This window comes from Mixta hanseatica, from assembly GCF_023517775.1.
Taxonomy (GTDB): domain Bacteria; phylum Pseudomonadota; class Gammaproteobacteria; order Enterobacterales; family Enterobacteriaceae; genus Mixta; species Mixta hanseatica.
The window spans coordinates 4,071,591-4,088,152 of sequence record NZ_CP082904.1 but is presented as its reverse complement, the minus strand read 5'-3'; the positions used below and the strand labels follow the sequence as shown (position 1 = coordinate 4,088,152).

Sequence of the window (16,562 nt, the reverse complement as noted above, 5' to 3'; positions counted from 1 at the left end):
ACTCCCTATAATGCGCCTCCACTGACACGGAACAACGACTTCTTAGTCGGCCATGTCAGGAAGGGAAAAGAAAATAAACTCTTGACTCTTCAGCGGGAAAGCGTAGTATACGCAGCCCGCGCCACTGAAGAATGTGGCGCTGCTCTTTAACAATTTATCAGACAATCTGTGTGGGCACTCACGGACGGGATATCGCAAAAATAATTGCAGTATCAAGTCTCAGAGTGAACACGTAATTCATTACGACGTTTTTCTCGAGCATCAGACTTTTAATTGAAGAGTTTGATCATGGCTCAGATTGAACGCTGGCGGCAGGCCTAACACATGCAAGTCGAACGGTAACAGAGAGCAGCTTGCTGCTCTGCTGACGAGTGGCGGACGGGTGAGTAATGTCTGGGGATCTGCCCGATGGAGGGGGATAACCACTGGAAACGGTGGCTAATACCGCATAACGTCGCAAGACCAAAGTGGGGGACCTTCGGGCCTCACACCATCGGATGAACCCAGATGGGATTAGCTAGTAGGTGGGGTAACGGCTCACCTAGGCGACGATCCCTAGCTGGTCTGAGAGGATGACCAGCCACACTGGAACTGAGACACGGTCCAGACTCCTACGGGAGGCAGCAGTGGGGAATATTGCACAATGGGCGCAAGCCTGATGCAGCCATGCCGCGTGTATGAAGAAGGCCTTCGGGTTGTAAAGTACTTTCAGCGGGGAGGAAGGGAGTGAGGTTAATAACCTTATTCATTGACGTTACCCGCAGAAGAAGCACCGGCTAACTCCGTGCCAGCAGCCGCGGTAATACGGAGGGTGCAAGCGTTAATCGGAATTACTGGGCGTAAAGCGCACGCAGGCGGTCTGTCAAGTCGGATGTGAAATCCCCGGGCTCAACCCGGGAACTGCATTCGAAACTGGCAGGCTAGAGTCTCGTAGAGGGGGGTAGAATTCCAGGTGTAGCGGTGAAATGCGTAGAGATCTGGAGGAATACCGGTGGCGAAGGCGGCCCCCTGGACGAAGACTGACGCTCAGGTGCGAAAGCGTGGGGAGCAAACAGGATTAGATACCCTGGTAGTCCACGCCGTAAACGATGTCGACTTGGAGGCTGTGAGCTTGACTCGTGGCTTCCGGAGCTAACGCGTTAAGTCGACCGCCTGGGGAGTACGGCCGCAAGGTTAAAACTCAAATGAATTGACGGGGGCCCGCACAAGCGGTGGAGCATGTGGTTTAATTCGATGCAACGCGAAGAACCTTACCTGGCCTTGACATCCACGGAATTCTGCAGAGATGCGGAAGTGCCTTCGGGAACCGTGAGACAGGTGCTGCATGGCTGTCGTCAGCTCGTGTTGTGAAATGTTGGGTTAAGTCCCGCAACGAGCGCAACCCTTATCCTTTGTTGCCAGCGGTTCGGCCGGGAACTCAAAGGAGACTGCCGGTGATAAACCGGAGGAAGGTGGGGATGACGTCAAGTCATCATGGCCCTTACGGCCAGGGCTACACACGTGCTACAATGGCGCATACAAAGAGAAGCGACCTCGCGAGAGCAAGCGGACCTCATAAAGTGCGTCGTAGTCCGGATCGGAGTCTGCAACTCGACTCCGTGAAGTCGGAATCGCTAGTAATCGTGGATCAGAATGCCACGGTGAATACGTTCCCGGGCCTTGTACACACCGCCCGTCACACCATGGGAGTGGGTTGCAAAAGAAGTAGGTAGCTTAACCTTCGGGAGGGCGCTTACCACTTTGTGATTCATGACTGGGGTGAAGTCGTAACAAGGTAACCGTAGGGGAACCTGCGGTTGGATCACCTCCTTACCATGCTGAATCCCGCCCGTGAAGTGCTCACACAGATTGTCTGATAGAAGTAACGAGCAGTAAAACCCCGGCAGGCTTGTAGCTCAGGTGGTTAGAGCGCACCCCTGATAAGGGTGAGGTCGGTGGTTCAAGTCCACTCAGGCCTACCAATTCCTTCCAGCACTGCGTTATGGTTTCGGCTCGCATAGTTGACTATGCGTCGCAAAACCATGCCTTGTTCTGAAAGGAATGAAGGTAACCGGCGGTTTTACGAACACATCTGGGGCTATAGCTCAGCTGGGAGAGCGCCTGCCTTGCACGCAGGAGGTCAGCGGTTCGATCCCGCTTAGCTCCACCATCAACCTGTGGTTGATGAACACTCCAGAGTGCATTTGCGAATGTACTGTGTAGTTTTGCTCTTTAACAATCCGGAAACAAGCTGAAAATTGAAAACGGAACAACGTTATGTTGTTCACGATTCTCTCAATGCTCACACCTCAGGTGTCGGAAGACGTCTGTGGGTTGTGAGGTTAAGCGAATAAGCGTACACGGTGGATGCCCTGGCAGTCAGAGGCGATGAAGGGCGTGCTAATCTGCGATAAGCGCCGGTAAGGTGATATGAACCGCTATCAACCGGCGATACCCGAATGGGGAAACCCAGTGCAATCCGTTGCACTATCATGTCATGAATACATAGTGACATGAGGCGAACCGGGGGAACTGAAACATCTAAGTACCCCGAGGAAAAGAAATCAACCGAGATTCCCTGAGTAGCGGCGAGCGAACGGGGAACAGCCCAGAGCCTGAATCAGCATGTGTGTCAGTGGAAGCGTCTGGAAAGGCGCACGGTACAGGGTGACAGTCCCGTACACGAAGATGCATGTGCTGTGAGCTCGATGAGTAGGGCGGGACACGTGGTATCCTGTCTGAATATGGGGGGACCATCCTCCAAGGCTAAATACTCCTGACTGACCGATAGTGAACCAGTACCGTGAGGGAAAGGCGAAAAGAACCCCGGCGAGGGGAGTGAAAAAGAACCTGAAACCGTGTACGTACAAGCAGTGGGAGCCTCTTTATGGGGTGACTGCGTACCTTTTGTATAATGGGTCAGCGACTTATATTCTGTAGCAAGGTTAACCGTATAGGGGAGCCGCAGGGAAACCGAGTCTTAACCGGGCGCTAAGTTGCAGGGTATAGACCCGAAACCCGGTGATCTAGCCATGGGCAGGTTGAAGGTTGGGTAACACTAACTGGAGGACCGAACCGACTAATGTTGAAAAATTAGCGGATGACCTGTGGCTGGGGGTGAAAGGCCAATCAAACCGGGAGATAGCTGGTTCTCCCCGAAAGCTATTTAGGTAGCGCCTCGTGAATTCATCTCCGGGGGTAGAGCACTGTTTCGGCTAGGGGGCCATCCCGGCTTACCAACCCGATGCAAACTGCGAATACCGGAGAATGTTATCACGGGAGACACACGGCGGGTGCTAACGTCCGTCGTGAAGAGGGAAACAACCCAGACCGCCAGCTAAGGTCCCAAAGTCATGGTTAAGTGGGAAACGATGTGGGAAGGCCCAGACAGCCAGGATGTTGGCTTAGAAGCAGCCATCATTTAAAGAAAGCGTAATAGCTCACTGGTCGAGTCGGCCTGCGCGGAAGATGTAACGGGGCTAAACCATGCACCGAAGCTGCGGCAGCGACACTGTGTGTTGTTGGGTAGGGGAGCGTTCTGTAAGCCGTCGAAGGTGTGCTGTGAGGCATGCTGGAGGTATCAGAAGTGCGAATGCTGACATAAGTAACGATAAAGCGGGTGAAAAGCCCGCTCGCCGGAAGACCAAGGGTTCCTGTCCAACGTTAATCGGGGCAGGGTGAGTCGACCCCTAAGGCGAGGCCGAAAGGCGTAGTCGATGGGAAACGGGTTAATATTCCCGTACTCGGTGTTACTGCGAAGGGGGGACGGAGAAGGCTATGTTGGCCGGGCGACGGTTGTCCCGGTTTAAGCGTGTAGGCTGACTTTCCAGGCAAATCCGGAAAGTCAAGGCTGAGGCGTGACGACGAGGCACCACGGTGCTGAAGCAACAAATGCCCTGCTTCCAGGAAAAGCCTCTAAGCATCAGGTAACAACGAATCGTACCCCAAACCGACACAGGTGGTCAGGTAGAGAATACCAAGGCGCTTGAGAGAACTCGGGTGAAGGAACTAGGCAAAATGGTGCCGTAACTTCGGGAGAAGGCACGCTGGCATGTAGGTGGAGGGACTTGCTCCCCGAGCCGAAGCCAGTCGAAGATACCAGCTGGCTGCAACTGTTTATTAAAAACACAGCACTGTGCAAACACGAAAGTGGACGTATACGGTGTGACGCCTGCCCGGTGCCGGAAGGTTAATTGATGGGGTTATCGCAAGAGAAGCTCCTGATCGAAGCCCCGGTAAACGGCGGCCGTAACTATAACGGTCCTAAGGTAGCGAAATTCCTTGTCGGGTAAGTTCCGACCTGCACGAATGGCGTAATGATGGCCAGGCTGTCTCCACCCGAGACTCAGTGAAATTGAACTCGCTGTGAAGATGCAGTGTACCCGCGGCAAGACGGAAAGACCCCGTGAACCTTTACTACAGCTTGACACTGAACATTGAGCCTTGATGTGCAGGATAGGTGGGAGGCTGTGAAGTGCGGACGCCAGTTCGCACGGAGCCATCCTTGAAATACCACCCTTTAATGTTTGATGTTCTAACCTGGCGCCGTGAACCGGCGTGGGGACAGTGTCTGGTGGGTAGTTTGACTGGGGCGGTCTCCTCCCAAAGTGTAACGGAGGAGTACGAAGGTCAGCTAATCACGGTCGGACATCGTGAGGTTAGTGCAATGGCATAAGCTGGCTTGACTGCGAGAGTGACGGTTCGAGCAGGTGCGAAAGCAGGTCATAGTGATCCGGTGGTTCTGAATGGAAGGGCCATCGCTCAACGGATAAAAGGTACTCCGGGGATAACAGGCTGATACCGCCCAAGAGTTCATATCGACGGCGGTGTTTGGCACCTCGATGTCGGCTCATCACATCCTGGGGCTGAAGTAGGTCCCAAGGGTATGGCTGTTCGCCATTTAAAGTGGTACGCGAGCTGGGTTTAGAACGTCGTGAGACAGTTCGGTCCCTATCTGCCGTGGGCGCTGGAAGACTGAGAGGGGTTGCTCCTAGTACGAGAGGACCGGAGTGAACGCACCGCTGGTGTTCGGGTTGTCATGCCAATGGCACTGCCCGGTAGCTAAGTGCGGAAGAGATAAGTGCTGAAAGCATCTAAGCACGAAACTTGCCTCGAGATGAGTCTTCCCTGAGACCCTGAGTCTCCTGAAGGGACGTTGAAGACGACGACGTTGATAGGCCGGGTGTGTAAGCGCAGCGATGCGTTGAGCTAACCGGTACTAATGACCCGTGAGGCTTAACCTTACAACGCCACAGGCGTTTTGAGTTGAGAGATTTTCAGCTTTGTTCACCGGATAGATATTTGCGGGAACGGAAGATTTTGTGCTGAAGCCAGGCGGCCAGCGAGACATAACGAAGGCGCATACAGAAGTATGTAACTGAGTTATGCGAGAGCAGCCAACGCAGCAGCAGCGCAAAAGAGCCGTTCCGTGCACAAAGAATTTGCCTGGCGGCAAGAGCGCGGTGGTCCCACCTGACCCCATGCCGAACTCAGAAGTGAAACGCCGTAGCGCCGATGGTAGTGTGGGGCTTCCCCATGCGAGAGTAGGGAACTGCCAGGCATCAAATTAAGGTTATACCTGAAAAGGTAACACCGGTTATCAGCGAGACCCCGCTGGTAATGCAGTATTCGGTGGTGCGGTAGTTCAGTCGGTTAGAATACCGGCCTGTCACGCCGGGGGTCGCGGGTTCGAGTCCCGTCCGCACCGCCACCCTATTTAGGGGCGTAGTTCAATTGGTAGAGCACCGGTCTCCAAAACCGGGTGTTGGGGGTTCGAGTCCCTCCGCCCCTGCCAGATAAAGATCCTTTGCTAACGCAAAGGATTTTTTTTGCTTTCTGTAAGCCAGCCAGCGCTTTAATAATGGCAGGATGAACGGAAAATTCCCCTCACCCCTCTTCTGTTATAAAACCCCATCTCTTATTTTCAAAAATCTTATGACGGTACCAGGACCGGAAATTTCAGTAACTGGCGGATATGCGACTGCTGGTCGCTATTTTGTAGCCAAACGGCATACAATGGCCTGACGGCAACAGGCGTATCAGGTATAACCGTTAAATCAGGATAGAGCTGTATCCAGTTATCCGGTAAGAAGGCACAGGCGCCAGTAGTATGTAACAACTGCCTGGTTAAATGTGCCGAGGTCGTTGTCAGTACGGGTACATCATCCGCACCGGCCAGATAACTTTCATGCTGATGGAAATCAGCCCCCCATTCCAGCTTGATATAGTCATATTTATCTCGCTTCTCGCTTTGGCGCGAGCGAAACAGCGTTAATGATATATGGCCGATCTGCTGGCTGGTTAGCTCATCCATTTTTGGTGCTTCGGTAGTAATCAATAGATCAAGCTGACGCTCATGCAGCTGTTTAACCAACAGATGACGCTGTGCGACGCGAGCTTCCAGATGCAGGCTTTCACGGTTTTCATACAGCGTTTGCAGCCATGGCGTAAGGTAGGCTTCCCACAGGGATGCGCTGGCGCCGATTGATAGCTCATGATGCTGCTGAGTATGCGCTACCTCCTTTTTCGCCATCATCCAGGTACTCATCAGGCTTTCCGCATAAGGGAGCAGACGCTCGCCGGCAGCGGTGAGCCGGATGTTGTTACGATGACGGGTAAAAAGATTGACGCCCAGCTGATTTTCCAGCTGTCTGATGCGAAAACTGACTGCAGACTGCGTAAGGTAGAGGGCTTCTGCTGCGCGTCCAAAATGGCGCGTTCTGCTCACTTCAAGAAAGGTCTTTAATAATTCCGTATCCACTGCCCACTCCCAAAAATTTGTTTGTCGTAATGATTTAAATGTTTTGTTTTACACTCTGTCAAGCCTAACTAATACTCCGCGCCATAAATCGCACGGCCATAGAAGAGTTAGGAGCGTGTAAAATGGCGGATAGCTTCGCAACAAATAATCGTTTTTTTGATAACAAACACTACCCGCGTGGGTTTTCGCGTCATGGTGACTTCACAATTAAAGAAGCTCAGCTTCTCGAAAGGCACGGTTACGCATTTAATGAGCTTGATCTGTCCAGACGCGAGCCTGTGACAGAAGAAGAGCGTCAGTTTATAGAAGTATGTCGTGGTTTACGTGAACCACAAACTGAAGCTGAGCGCGTCTGGAGTAAGTATATGACGCGTATCAAGCGTCCAAAGCGCTTTCATACTCTTTCTGGTGGTAAACCACAGATGGAAGGCGTTGAAGACTATAGCGATTCTGATGATTAAGCAAAATCTTCTTTCAAGAGGATGATGTCATCTGATGTTAGAAATGGGGCTATGGCCCCATTTCTATTCCATGCTGTTATGCAAATGCGCCATCATACGATCCATGCCGCGATAGCTTAACGCCTCCAGCAGGTGAGTGCGGTTAAGCACTTCTTCCGCAGCTAAATCAGCTATCGTACGAGATACTTTCAGCAGGCGTTGCCACGCCCTGACGGAAAGCCCCAGCTTAACCAAAACCGACTCCAGCCATTCTGCATCGCCTTTTTGTAATCCACACCACTGCTGCACTTCTGCGTTGCTCATTAATGCATTTACCTTGCCTTGTCGCGCCAGTTGGCGTTGACGCGCCTCCAGCACCCGTAAACGTACCTCATGGCTGCCTTCAATATTCTTTTGCGGCTGGCTTAACATTCCTGCCGGTAACAGCGGTATTTCCAACGAAAGGTCAAAGCGATCGAGAAAAGGGCCGGATAAACGGCTGAGATAGCGCAGCGTTTGCTGCGGCGTGCTACGGTTATGTGTACCCTGATAATGTCCCGTTGGGCTGGGATTCATTGCGGCAACCAGTTGAAAACGTGCCGGCCAGGTCACTTTAGCCCGGGCGCGGGAAATCGTAATCTCACCGGTTTCTAATGGCTCACGCAAAGCATCCAGGGTTTTACGATTGAACTCGGGTAGTTCATCCAGAAACAGTACCCCATTATGCGCCAGCGTAATTTCGCCCGGCTGTGGAATGCTTCCTCCGCCAGTCAGTGCATAGAGCGTTGCGCTATGATGGGGGAGGCGAAATGGCCGCTTTCGCCATTGCTTATGCACATCACCGCTTTTTACGATGCTGGCAATAATGGCGCACTCCAGAGCTTCCTTATCGGTGAGTGGCGGCAGCAGCCCTGTCAGTCGCATCGCCAGCATAGTTTTTCCTGTTCCCGGCGGGCCAATAAGCAGCAGGTTATGTCCTCCGGCTGCGGCAATTTCCAGCGCGCGCTTTCCCTGCTGTTGCCCGATGATATCCTGTAGATCTTCGTTTTTCTCTTCACATATGGGCTCCTCTACCTGCCCGGGGGAAAGCGAGCGCTGCTGTAAAAGAAAAGCACAGATCTCCATCAGGCTGTCTGCAACCAGTGATTCCCCCTGTTGCACTAAACCCACATCTGCCGCATTTTCAGCGGGTAAAATTAATCTTCTGCCTGCCTCTTTCGCCGCCATCGCTGCGGGGATGGCACCCTGTACGCCTCTGAGCGCGCCGCTAAGCGCCAGCTCTCCCAGGAATTCAAACTGAGCGAGTTTTACACCCGGAAGTTGTTCTGCTGCGGCAAGGATAGCGATAGCGATGGGAAGATCGAAGCGGCCGCCCTCCTTAGGCAAATCAGCCGGGGCGAGGTTGACCGTGACGCGCTTTGCCGGGAAAGTGAAGCCGCTATTAATAATGGCGCTACGTACTCTGTCACGTGCTTCCTTCACCGTTTTTTCAGGTAAACCAACTAAAGACAGACCGGGCAAACCCCTGCTGATATGCACTTCTACCGTCACCAGCGGCGCTTCTACGCCCAGGGCAGCACGTGTCGTCACGCGGGATAAAGACATACTCGCTCCTTGTATCAAGTCGACGGCAGTATGCGCGGGGTTCAACCATAACGCGATGCCCTGTGAAGAGAGTTGCGCGCTTTCCCGAAAAACTCTCTTAACGATTCCAACCTTAAAAAAGCCGCCATGAGAAAACAGGATGGCCGAATAATTCATTACGAAAGGTACGTAATGAATAACTTTCAATAAGCATTATTTATTGTAATTAAAAGCTTTTTTTGAACAGCGGCTCAGCAGCTATAAAATTTTATGATGAAAAAGGTTGTGGCAATACGTCTGTCTGTGGTACCTCTTTAGGCATTACTTCGATAAAGTGAAATTTTGAACAGCATATGAAAGCCCTTCTACGAGTGATTAGCCTAGTCGTGATTAGCGTGGTGGTGATTATTATCACACCGTGCGGGGCTGCGCTCGGAGGAAGAAAGGCTTAAAAATCAAGCCTAAATCCAAAAGAACCCCCGCACCGAAAGGTCCGGGGGTTTTTTTATGGTCAGGCATCGGGATAGTCAATGTAAGAGGAACAAACAATGTACAGTAGCATAAAATACTGTTGTTCCCGGGATCAGGCAGGGGAATAACGATGACAGGTGCTCAGTGGGTGGTTCAAGCGTTGCGTGCGCAAGGGGTTAAAACCGTATTCGGTTATCCGGGTGGCGCGATTATGCCGGTTTACGATGCGCTGTATGACGGAGGCGTTGAACACCTACTGTGCCGTCACGAACAGGGCGCCGCGATGGCCGCGATTGGCTATGCTCGTGCAACCGGTAAGGTGGGCGTCTGCATCGCTACTTCCGGGCCTGGCGCTACCAACCTGATCACCGGCCTGGCCGATGCGATGATGGATTCGGTACCGGTTGTCGCCATCACCGGTCAGGTTGCCGCCCCGTTGATTGGCACCGATGCCTTCCAGGAAATTGACGTGCTGGGTTTATCGCTGGCCTGTACTAAACACAGCTTTCTGGTTGAGTCCTTAGAGACGCTGCCTGAAGTGATGGCTGAGGCCTTCGCTATCGCGCAGTCTGGTCGTCCAGGCCCGGTACTGGTTGATATCCCTAAAAATATCCAGGTAGCCAGCGGCGATTTAGCGCCGCATCTGCTGCCTGTCGCCGAGACGGTTGATTATCCCCATCAGGAATTACAGCAGGCGCGCGCATTGATGGTGCAGGCAAAAAAACCAGTGCTGTATGTTGGCGGCGGCGTGGGTATCGCGCAGGCTGTCCCGGCGCTGCGGGCATTTGTTAAGCAGACCGGTATTCCAACCGTAGCGACCCTAAAAGGTCTGGGCGCGCCGGACGCCAGCGACCCCGGTTATCTTGGTATGTTAGGCATGCATGGCACCAAGGCGGCGAACCTGGCCGTTCAGCAGTGCGACTTACTGATTGCTGTTGGTGCCCGTTTTGACGATCGGGTGACCGGCAAGCTTGATACCTTCGCTCCGCACGCCAGCGTTATCCATATGGATATCGATCCGGCTGAGTTGAATAAGCTGCGCCGGGCGCATGTTGGTTTGCAGGGGGATTTTAATACGCTGCTGCCCGAGCTGGCGCAGCCGTGTCAGATCGATGAGTGGCGCGCCGAGGTCATGGCCCTGAAAACCAAACATAGCTGGCGTTACGATCATCCGGGCGAAGCGATCTACGCGCCTCTGTTTTTGCGTCAGCTATCAGATCGCAAAGCGAAAAGCGCCATCGTGACCACCGATGTCGGCCAGCATCAAATGTGGACGGCACAGCATATGTCATTCAGCGCGCCGGAGAATTTTATCACTTCCAGCGGGCTGGGCACGATGGGCTTTGGGCTGCCGGCGGCGGTTGGCGCGCAGGTCGCTCGTCCTGACGACTGCGTTATCTGCGTGTCCGGCGATGGCTCCTTCATGATGAACGTACAGGAGTTGGGCACCATCAAACGTAAAAAACTACCGATAAAAATCGTGCTGATGGATAACCAGCGCTTAGGCATGGTGCGCCAGTGGCAGCAGCTGTTTTTTTCCGAACGCTACAGTGAAACCAACCTGTCCGATAACCCCGATTTTCTGATGCTGGCGCGTGCTTTTGAAATTCCTGGCCAGCATATTACGCGTAAAGATCAGGTCGAAGACGCATTAGACGCGCTGCTGAACAGTGAAGGCCCTTATCTGTTGCATGTGGCTATTGATGAGCTTGAAAACGTCTGGCCTCTGGTGCCGCCTGGCGCCAGCAACGCAAACATGATGGAGAAAACCGTATGAACCAGCACCAGTTGTCTATCGAAGCACGTTTCCGACCTGAAGTTCTGGAGCGCATTTTGCGCGTCATCCGTCACCGCGGTTTTCAGGTTTGCGCGATGAATATGGCCAGCGTGGCCAACGCTGAGAATATTAATATTGAAATGACCGTTGCCAGTCAGCGCTCAGTCGATTTACTGTCAACACAGCTGAGCAAACTGATGGATGTCGCTTGCGTCCAGATTCAACAACAGACAACACAACAAATCCGCGCATAGTCGCGAAAGGAAATAAGAATGAGTACGAAGAAAGCAGACTTTATCTGGTTCAACGGCGAGATGGTGAAATGGGAAGAGGCAAAAGTTAGCGTGATGTCTCACGCCCTGCATTACGGCACGTCTGTTTTTGAAGGCGTACGCTGCTACGATTCGCATAAAGGACCTGTCGTCTTCCGCCACCGTGAACATATGCAGCGCCTGCATGACTCTGCCAAAATTTATCGTTTCCCGCTGAAACATAGCGTGGAAGAGCTGATGGAAGCCTGCCGTGAAGTTCTGCGCGTGAATAAACTGCAGAGTGCTTATATTCGTCCTTTGGCATTTGTCGGTGATGTAGGTCTGGGCGTTAATCCGCCGGATGGCTACAGCACTGATGTCATTATCGCCGCCTTCCCGTGGGGCGCTTACCTGGGCGCAGAAGCGCTGGAGCAGGGCATTGATGCGATGGTTTCCTCATGGAATCGCGTTGCGCCTAATACCATTCCTACCGCCGCTAAAGCGGGCGGCAACTACCTTTCCTCTCTGCTGGTCGGCAGCGAAGCCCGCCGCCATGGCTATCAGGAAGGTATCGCACTGGATACCAACGGCTATATCTCTGAAGGCGCAGGCGAAAACCTGTTTGAAGTAAAAGACGGTATCCTGTTTACCCCGCCGTTTACCTCATCTGCGCTGCCGGGCATTACCCGTGATGCGATTATCAAACTGGCGAAAGATGCCGGCATTGAAGTGCGTGAGCAGGTATTGTCGCGTGAATCCCTCTACCTGGCCGATGAAGTCTTTATGTCCGGCACCGCGGCTGAAATTACGCCGGTGCGTAGCGTTGACGGCATCAAAGTGGGTGAAGGCAAATGCGGTCCAGTGACGAAACGTATCCAGCAGGCATTCTTTGGCCTGTTCACCGGCGAAACTGAAGATAAATGGGGCTGGCTGGATCCGGTAAACCCATAACATCATGACTTTGCGGGCGCTGTTACCGGCCCGCTTATTTATCCAGACTGGAGTAAACAGAGCATGCCTAAGTACCGTTCCGCCACTACCACCCACGGCCGTAATATGGCTGGTGCCCGTGCCCTGTGGCGCGCCACAGGAATGACCGACGCCGATTTCGGCAAACCGATTATCGCTGTCGTTAACTCCTTCACTCAATTCGTGCCGGGCCACGTTCATCTGCGCGACCTGGGTAAACTGGTCGCCGAGCAGATTGAAGCCGCTGGCGGCGTGGCGAAAGAATTCAATACCATTGCGGTAGATGACGGTATTGCTATGGGTCATGGCGGCATGCTCTATTCTCTGCCGTCGCGCGAACTGATTGCCGATTCGGTAGAGTATATGGTCAATGCGCACTGCGCCGACGCGATGGTGTGTATTTCCAACTGCGATAAAATCACGCCGGGTATGATGATGGCGGCGTTGCGCCTGAACATACCGGCCATTTTCGTCTCTGGCGGGCCGATGGAAGCGGGCAAAACCAAACTGTCTGACAAAATCATCAAGCTGGATCTGGTTGACGCGATGATCCAGGGCGCGAACCCTAACGTCAGTGATGCGGAGAGCGATCAGATCGAACGCTCCGCCTGTCCTACCTGCGGCTCCTGCTCAGGGATGTTTACCGCTAACTCGATGAACTGCCTGACCGAAGCGCTGGGGCTGTCTCAGCCAGGCAACGGCTCGCTGCTGGCGACCCATGCCGATCGTAAAGAGCTGTTCGTTAATGCCGGTAAACGTATCGTAAGCCTGGCGAAACGCTACTACGAACAAGATGATGAAACCGCGCTGCCGCGGAATATCGCCAATAAAGCCGCGTTTGAAAACGCGATGACGCTGGATATCGCTATGGGCGGCTCTACCAATACCGTTCTGCACCTGCTGGCGGCGGCGCAGGAGGGCGAGATCGATTTTAACATCTCCGATATCGACCGCCTGTCACGCAAGGTACCGCATTTATGTAAAGTGGCGCCGAGTACGCAGAAATACCATATGGAAGATGTTCACCGTGCAGGCGGCGTTATTGGTATCCTGGGCGAGCTGGATCGCGCCGGGCTGCTGAATACCAACGTTTATAACGTGTTAGGCACTACGCTGCGCGATGCGCTGGATAACTACGACATCATGCTGACGCAGGATGAAGCGGTGAAGAAAATGTTCCGCGCCGGACCGGCTGGCATCCGCACCACCCAGGCATTCTCTCAGGAGTGCCGTTGGGACACGCTGGATGACGATCGTCAGGAAGGCTGTATCCGTTCACGCGAATATGCCTACAGTCAGGACGGCGGTTTGGCGGTGCTGTACGGCAATATGGCCGAAGATGGCTGTATCGTGAAAACCGCCGGCGTAGATAAAGAAATCCTGACCTTCCGCGGCCCGGCGAAAGTATATGAAAGCCAGGAGGATGCGGTCGAGGCGATCCTGGGCGGCAAAGTCGTGGCCGGAGACGTAGTGGTGATTCGCTACGAAGGGCCGAAAGGCGGGCCGGGCATGCAGGAGATGCTCTATCCGACCACCTACCTGAAATCGATGGGCCTGGGTAAAAGCTGCGCCCTGATCACCGACGGACGTTTCTCTGGCGGCACTTCCGGTCTCTCTATCGGTCACGCCTCGCCGGAAGCGGCCAGCGGCGGCACCATCGCTCTGGTGCGCGATGGCGACATGATCGATATCGATATTCCGAATCGCGGCATCAAGCTTGATGTACCGGACAATGAGCTGCATGCGCGCCGTGAACAGGAAGAAGCGCGTGGCGATGCCGCATATACGCCGCATGCGCGTCAGCGTCAGGTATCCTTTGCGCTACGCGCCTACGCTTCGCTGGCAACCAGCGCGGATAAAGGCGCGGTACGTGATAAATCGAAGCTGGGAGGCTAAGGATGGCTGAGTCTCAACCGTTACCCGACGCGCCCTGCGGCGCCGAATATCTACGCGCCGTCCTGCGATCGCCCGTTTACGAAGTGGCGCAGGTAACGCCGCTGCAAAAGATGGAGAAGCTGTCTGCCCGTCTTGGCAACACGGTGTTGGTTAAGCGTGAAGATCGTCAGCCGGTACACAGTTTTAAACTGCGCGGCGCTTACGCGATGATTGCCGGTCTGAATGAAGAGCAAAAAACGCGCGGCGTGGTCACCGCTTCTGCGGGGAATCACGCGCAGGGCGTTGCGCTTTCCGCCAGCAGGCTGGGAATTAAGTCACTGATTGTGATGCCGGTTACCACAGCGGACATTAAAGTCGAGGCGGTACGCGCGTTTGGCGGTGAGGCTTACCTGTTCGGAGCAAACTTCGACGAGGCGAAAGCGAAAGCGATCGAACTGTCGGAGCGGCAGGGTTATACCTTTGTGCCGCCATTCGATCATCCGGCGGTCATCGCCGGCCAGGGAACGCTGGCGATGGAGCTGCTGCAACAGGATGCGCATCTCGATCGCATCTTTGTTCCGGTCGGCGGCGGCGGGCTGGCGGCGGGCGTGGCGGTATTAATTAAGCAGCTGATGCCGCAGATCAAAGTGATCGCGGTTGAGGCCGCCGAGTCAGCCTGTTTACAGGCCGCGCTGCAGGCGGGCGAGCCGGTCGATCTCCCGCGTGTCGGGCTGTTTGCCGAAGGCGTGGCGGTAAGGCGCATCGGCAACGAGACCTTTCGCCTCTGCCAGGAATATCTTGATGATATCATCACCGTAGACAGCGACGCGATCTGCGCGGCGATGAAAGATCTGTTTGAAGATGTGCGCGCCGTGGCGGAACCTTCCGGCGCCCTGGCGCTGGCCGGCATGAAAAAGTATATCCAGCAGCATAATCTGCAGGGCGAGCGGCTGGCGCATATTCTTTCCGGCGCTAACGTTAACTTCCATGGGCTGCGCTACGTCTCAGAGCGCTGCGAGCTTGGCGAACAACGCGAGGCGCTGTTGGCCGTCACCATCCCAGAGCAGCAGGGCAGTTTCCTGAAGTTCTGTCAGACGCTGGGCGGACGCGCAGTAACTGAATTTAACTATCGCTACGCCGATGCCAATGACGCCTGCATCTTTGTTGGGGTGCGCTTGACGCGCGGCCAGGAAGAGCGTCGGGAAATTATCGCTGAGTTAAGCGCGGGCGGCTACCAGGTGGTTGATCTCTCCGATGACGAAATGGCCAAGCTGCACGTGCGTTATATGGTGGGCGGCCGTCCCTCTAAGCCGTTGCGCGAGCGCCTGTTCAGCTTTGAATTCCCGGAGGCGCCTGGGGCACTGTTGAAGTTTCTGCAAACGCTGGGTACTTACTGGAACATTTCCCTGTTTCACTATCGTAGCCACGGCACCGACTATGGTCGGGTGCTGGCCGCGTTTGAGCTGGGTGAGAATGAGCCGCGTTTCGAGGAGCATCTCACCGCGTTGGGCTACGACTTTCACGATGAAAGCCAGAATCCGGCGTTTCGTTTTTTCCTGGCGGGCTAGTTACAGTAGCTGCCAAAACGCTTTCATCAGCGGCTCGCCGAGCCGCTTCTTCTGAACGCAGACGCCCAGTTCAAAAGGCGCGACAGAATCAATATCTTCCAGCACCAGAACACGGTTGCGTACCGGCTCCGGGCTATTTTCCAGCACCACATCCGGCAACAGGGCGATGCCACAGCCCAGCGCCACCATAGAAACAATGGCTTCATGACCGGAAACGGTCGCGTAAATAAGCGGATTGGCAATGCGCAGACGGCGAAACCAGAGATCGATCCGCCGGCGAGCCGGGCCCTGTTCCGGCAGGATAAAGGGGATCTGCGCCCAGTCTGGCTCGGGCTGCGTCGCCTGACTGCGTACCGGGCAGGGTAATGCTGGCGCAATCAATACCAGCGGAATATGGCCCAGCGGAGTGAAACCGATACTGGCAGGTAGCGTTTCAGGACGACCGGCAATCGCCAGATCGGCTTCGCCGGTGTGAACTTTCTCCACCGCGTCGGCGGCATCGCCGGTGGTGAGTTTAATTTCTACCTGCGGATGTTCAGCGCGAAAGCGGTCAAGTATCGGAGGCAGGTGACTGTAGGCGGCGGTAACGGAACAGAAGAGTTTCAGCTCGCCGCTCAAGGAAGGGCCATGTTGATCCATGGCATGACGCATCTGCTGATATTGCAGCAGGGTTTGCTGGGCGAACTGGCGCAGTTGCTCGCCGGCTTCGGTCAGCGTAACGGTACGGTTATCGCGCAGAAACAGGCTTTGACCAACATCCTCTTCCAGGCGCTGTATCTGGCGCGAAAGGGTAGAAGGCGATACATGCATCGCACGGGCGGTACGGCCAAAATGGCGGCTCTCCGCCAGATGTAAAAAAAGCTTCAGGTCTCGTAAATCCATGCGATT

Annotated in this window: 10 protein-coding genes, 4 tRNA genes and 3 rRNA genes; 14 read left to right on the top strand and 3 right to left on the bottom strand. The window is 54.4% G+C overall.

Features of this window, described 5'->3' with window-relative positions:
- Positions 1-270: 270 nt before the first annotated feature.
- From K6958_RS19380 to K6958_RS19350, 7 genes are all read left to right on the top strand, one after another.
- Positions 271-1,812: ribosomal RNA gene (locus K6958_RS19380) — 16S ribosomal RNA — on the top strand.
- Between the two features lie 72 nt (positions 1,813-1,884).
- Positions 1,885-1,961: transfer RNA gene (locus K6958_RS19375), tRNA-Ile, on the top strand.
- 112 nt (positions 1,962-2,073) lie between these two features.
- Positions 2,074-2,149: transfer RNA gene (locus K6958_RS19370), tRNA-Ala, on the top strand.
- Between the two features lie 170 nt (positions 2,150-2,319).
- A 23S ribosomal RNA gene (locus K6958_RS19365) occupies positions 2,320-5,222 on the top strand.
- A 201-nt stretch (positions 5,223-5,423) separates the two neighbouring features.
- A 5S ribosomal RNA gene (rrf, locus tag K6958_RS19360) occupies positions 5,424-5,539 on the top strand.
- Together the 16S, 23S and 5S rRNA genes with 4 tRNA genes alongside form the textbook arrangement of a ribosomal RNA operon.
- 73 nt (positions 5,540-5,612) lie before the next feature.
- Positions 5,613-5,689 (top strand) — tRNA-Asp (locus K6958_RS19355).
- Positions 5,690-5,697: 8 nt separating this feature from the next.
- Positions 5,698-5,773 (top strand) — tRNA-Trp (locus K6958_RS19350).
- A gap of 138 nt (positions 5,774-5,911) precedes the next feature.
- On the opposite strand, the gene hdfR is transcribed toward K6958_RS19350, so the two are convergent.
- Entirely contained in the window at positions 5,912-6,739 is an 828-nt protein-coding gene (gene hdfR / locus K6958_RS19345; protein ID WP_249892607.1) for an HTH-type transcriptional regulator HdfR, read from the bottom strand.
- Positions 6,740-6,861: 122 nt separating this feature from the next.
- Here hdfR and K6958_RS19340 point away from each other — a divergent pair, with 122 nt between their 5' ends.
- On the top strand, positions 6,862-7,200 hold the full coding sequence (locus tag K6958_RS19340) for a MaoP family protein (protein WP_103060850.1): 339 nt from the start codon (positions 6,862-6,864) through the stop codon (positions 7,198-7,200).
- A gap of 63 nt (positions 7,201-7,263) precedes the next feature.
- Here K6958_RS19340 and K6958_RS19335 read toward each other — a convergent pair whose 3' ends face one another.
- Positions 7,264-8,784: a YifB family Mg chelatase-like AAA ATPase gene (locus K6958_RS19335; RefSeq protein WP_249892606.1), complete on the bottom strand. Its 1,521-nt coding sequence runs from the start codon at positions 8,782-8,784 to the stop codon at positions 7,264-7,266.
- 332 nt (positions 8,785-9,116) lie between these two features.
- Between K6958_RS19335 and ilvL the strand changes: the two genes are divergently transcribed.
- The 6 genes from ilvL to ilvA all read left to right on the top strand — a co-directional run bounded on the left by ilvL (position 9,117) and on the right by ilvA (position 15,674).
- The gene (ilvL, locus tag K6958_RS19330) at positions 9,117-9,215 is read left to right on the top strand and encodes an ilv operon leader peptide (protein ID WP_071883719.1); all 99 of its coding nucleotides are present in this window, start codon (positions 9,117-9,119) and stop codon (positions 9,213-9,215) included.
- 149 nt (positions 9,216-9,364) lie between these two features.
- Positions 9,365-11,011 carry an acetolactate synthase 2 catalytic subunit gene (ilvG, locus tag K6958_RS19325; RefSeq protein ID WP_249892605.1) on the top strand — a complete coding sequence of 549 codons (1,647 nt, stop codon included), beginning with the start codon at positions 9,365-9,367 and terminating at the stop codon, positions 11,009-11,011.
- On the top strand, positions 11,008-11,265 hold the full coding sequence (ilvM, locus tag K6958_RS19320; protein WP_249892604.1) for an acetolactate synthase 2 small subunit: 258 nt from the start codon (positions 11,008-11,010) through the stop codon (positions 11,263-11,265). The genes ilvG and ilvM overlap by 4 nt, the downstream gene beginning before the upstream one ends.
- An 18-nt stretch (positions 11,266-11,283) precedes the next feature.
- Entirely contained in the window at positions 11,284-12,213 is a 930-nt protein-coding gene (gene ilvE / locus K6958_RS19315) for a branched-chain-amino-acid transaminase (protein WP_249892603.1), read from the top strand.
- A 63-nt stretch (positions 12,214-12,276) separates the two neighbouring features.
- Positions 12,277-14,127, top strand: coding sequence for a dihydroxy-acid dehydratase (ilvD, locus tag K6958_RS19310; protein ID WP_249892602.1), 1,851 nt, complete (start codon positions 12,277-12,279; stop codon positions 14,125-14,127).
- A 2-nt stretch (positions 14,128-14,129) separates the two neighbouring features.
- Positions 14,130-15,674 carry a threonine ammonia-lyase, biosynthetic gene (gene ilvA, locus K6958_RS19305; RefSeq protein WP_249892601.1) on the top strand — a complete coding sequence of 515 codons (1,545 nt, stop codon included), beginning with the start codon at positions 14,130-14,132 and terminating at the stop codon, positions 15,672-15,674.
- Here ilvA and ilvY read toward each other — a convergent pair whose 3' ends face one another.
- Positions 15,675-16,556, bottom strand: a complete 882-nt coding sequence (ilvY, locus tag K6958_RS19300) for an HTH-type transcriptional activator IlvY (protein ID WP_249892600.1) — start codon at positions 16,554-16,556, stop codon at positions 15,675-15,677.
- Positions 16,557-16,562: the final 6 nt, after the last annotated feature.

What these genes read in the sequence shown, in the direction of transcription:
- K6958_RS19335 (WP_249892606.1), bottom strand. Translation starts at nt 8,784, where the DNA reads ATGTCTTTATCCCGCGTGACGACACGTGCTGCCCTGGGCGTAGAAGCG.
- ilvY (WP_249892600.1), bottom strand. Translation starts at nt 16,556, where the DNA reads ATGGATTTACGAGACCTGAAGCTTTTTTTACATCTGGCGGAGAGCCGC.
- ilvL (WP_071883719.1), top strand. Translation starts at nt 9,117, where the DNA reads ATGAAAGCCCTTCTACGAGTGATTAGCCTAGTCGTGATTAGCGTGGTG.
- ilvD (WP_249892602.1), top strand. Translation starts at nt 12,277, where the DNA reads ATGCCTAAGTACCGTTCCGCCACTACCACCCACGGCCGTAATATGGCT.
- K6958_RS19340 (WP_103060850.1), top strand. Translation starts at nt 6,862, where the DNA reads ATGGCGGATAGCTTCGCAACAAATAATCGTTTTTTTGATAACAAACAC.
- ilvA (WP_249892601.1), top strand. Translation starts at nt 14,130, where the DNA reads ATGGCTGAGTCTCAACCGTTACCCGACGCGCCCTGCGGCGCCGAATAT.
- ilvM (WP_249892604.1), top strand. Translation starts at nt 11,008, where the DNA reads ATGAACCAGCACCAGTTGTCTATCGAAGCACGTTTCCGACCTGAAGTT.
- ilvG (WP_249892605.1), top strand. Translation starts at nt 9,365, where the DNA reads ATGACAGGTGCTCAGTGGGTGGTTCAAGCGTTGCGTGCGCAAGGGGTT.
- ilvE (WP_249892603.1), top strand. Translation starts at nt 11,284, where the DNA reads ATGAGTACGAAGAAAGCAGACTTTATCTGGTTCAACGGCGAGATGGTG.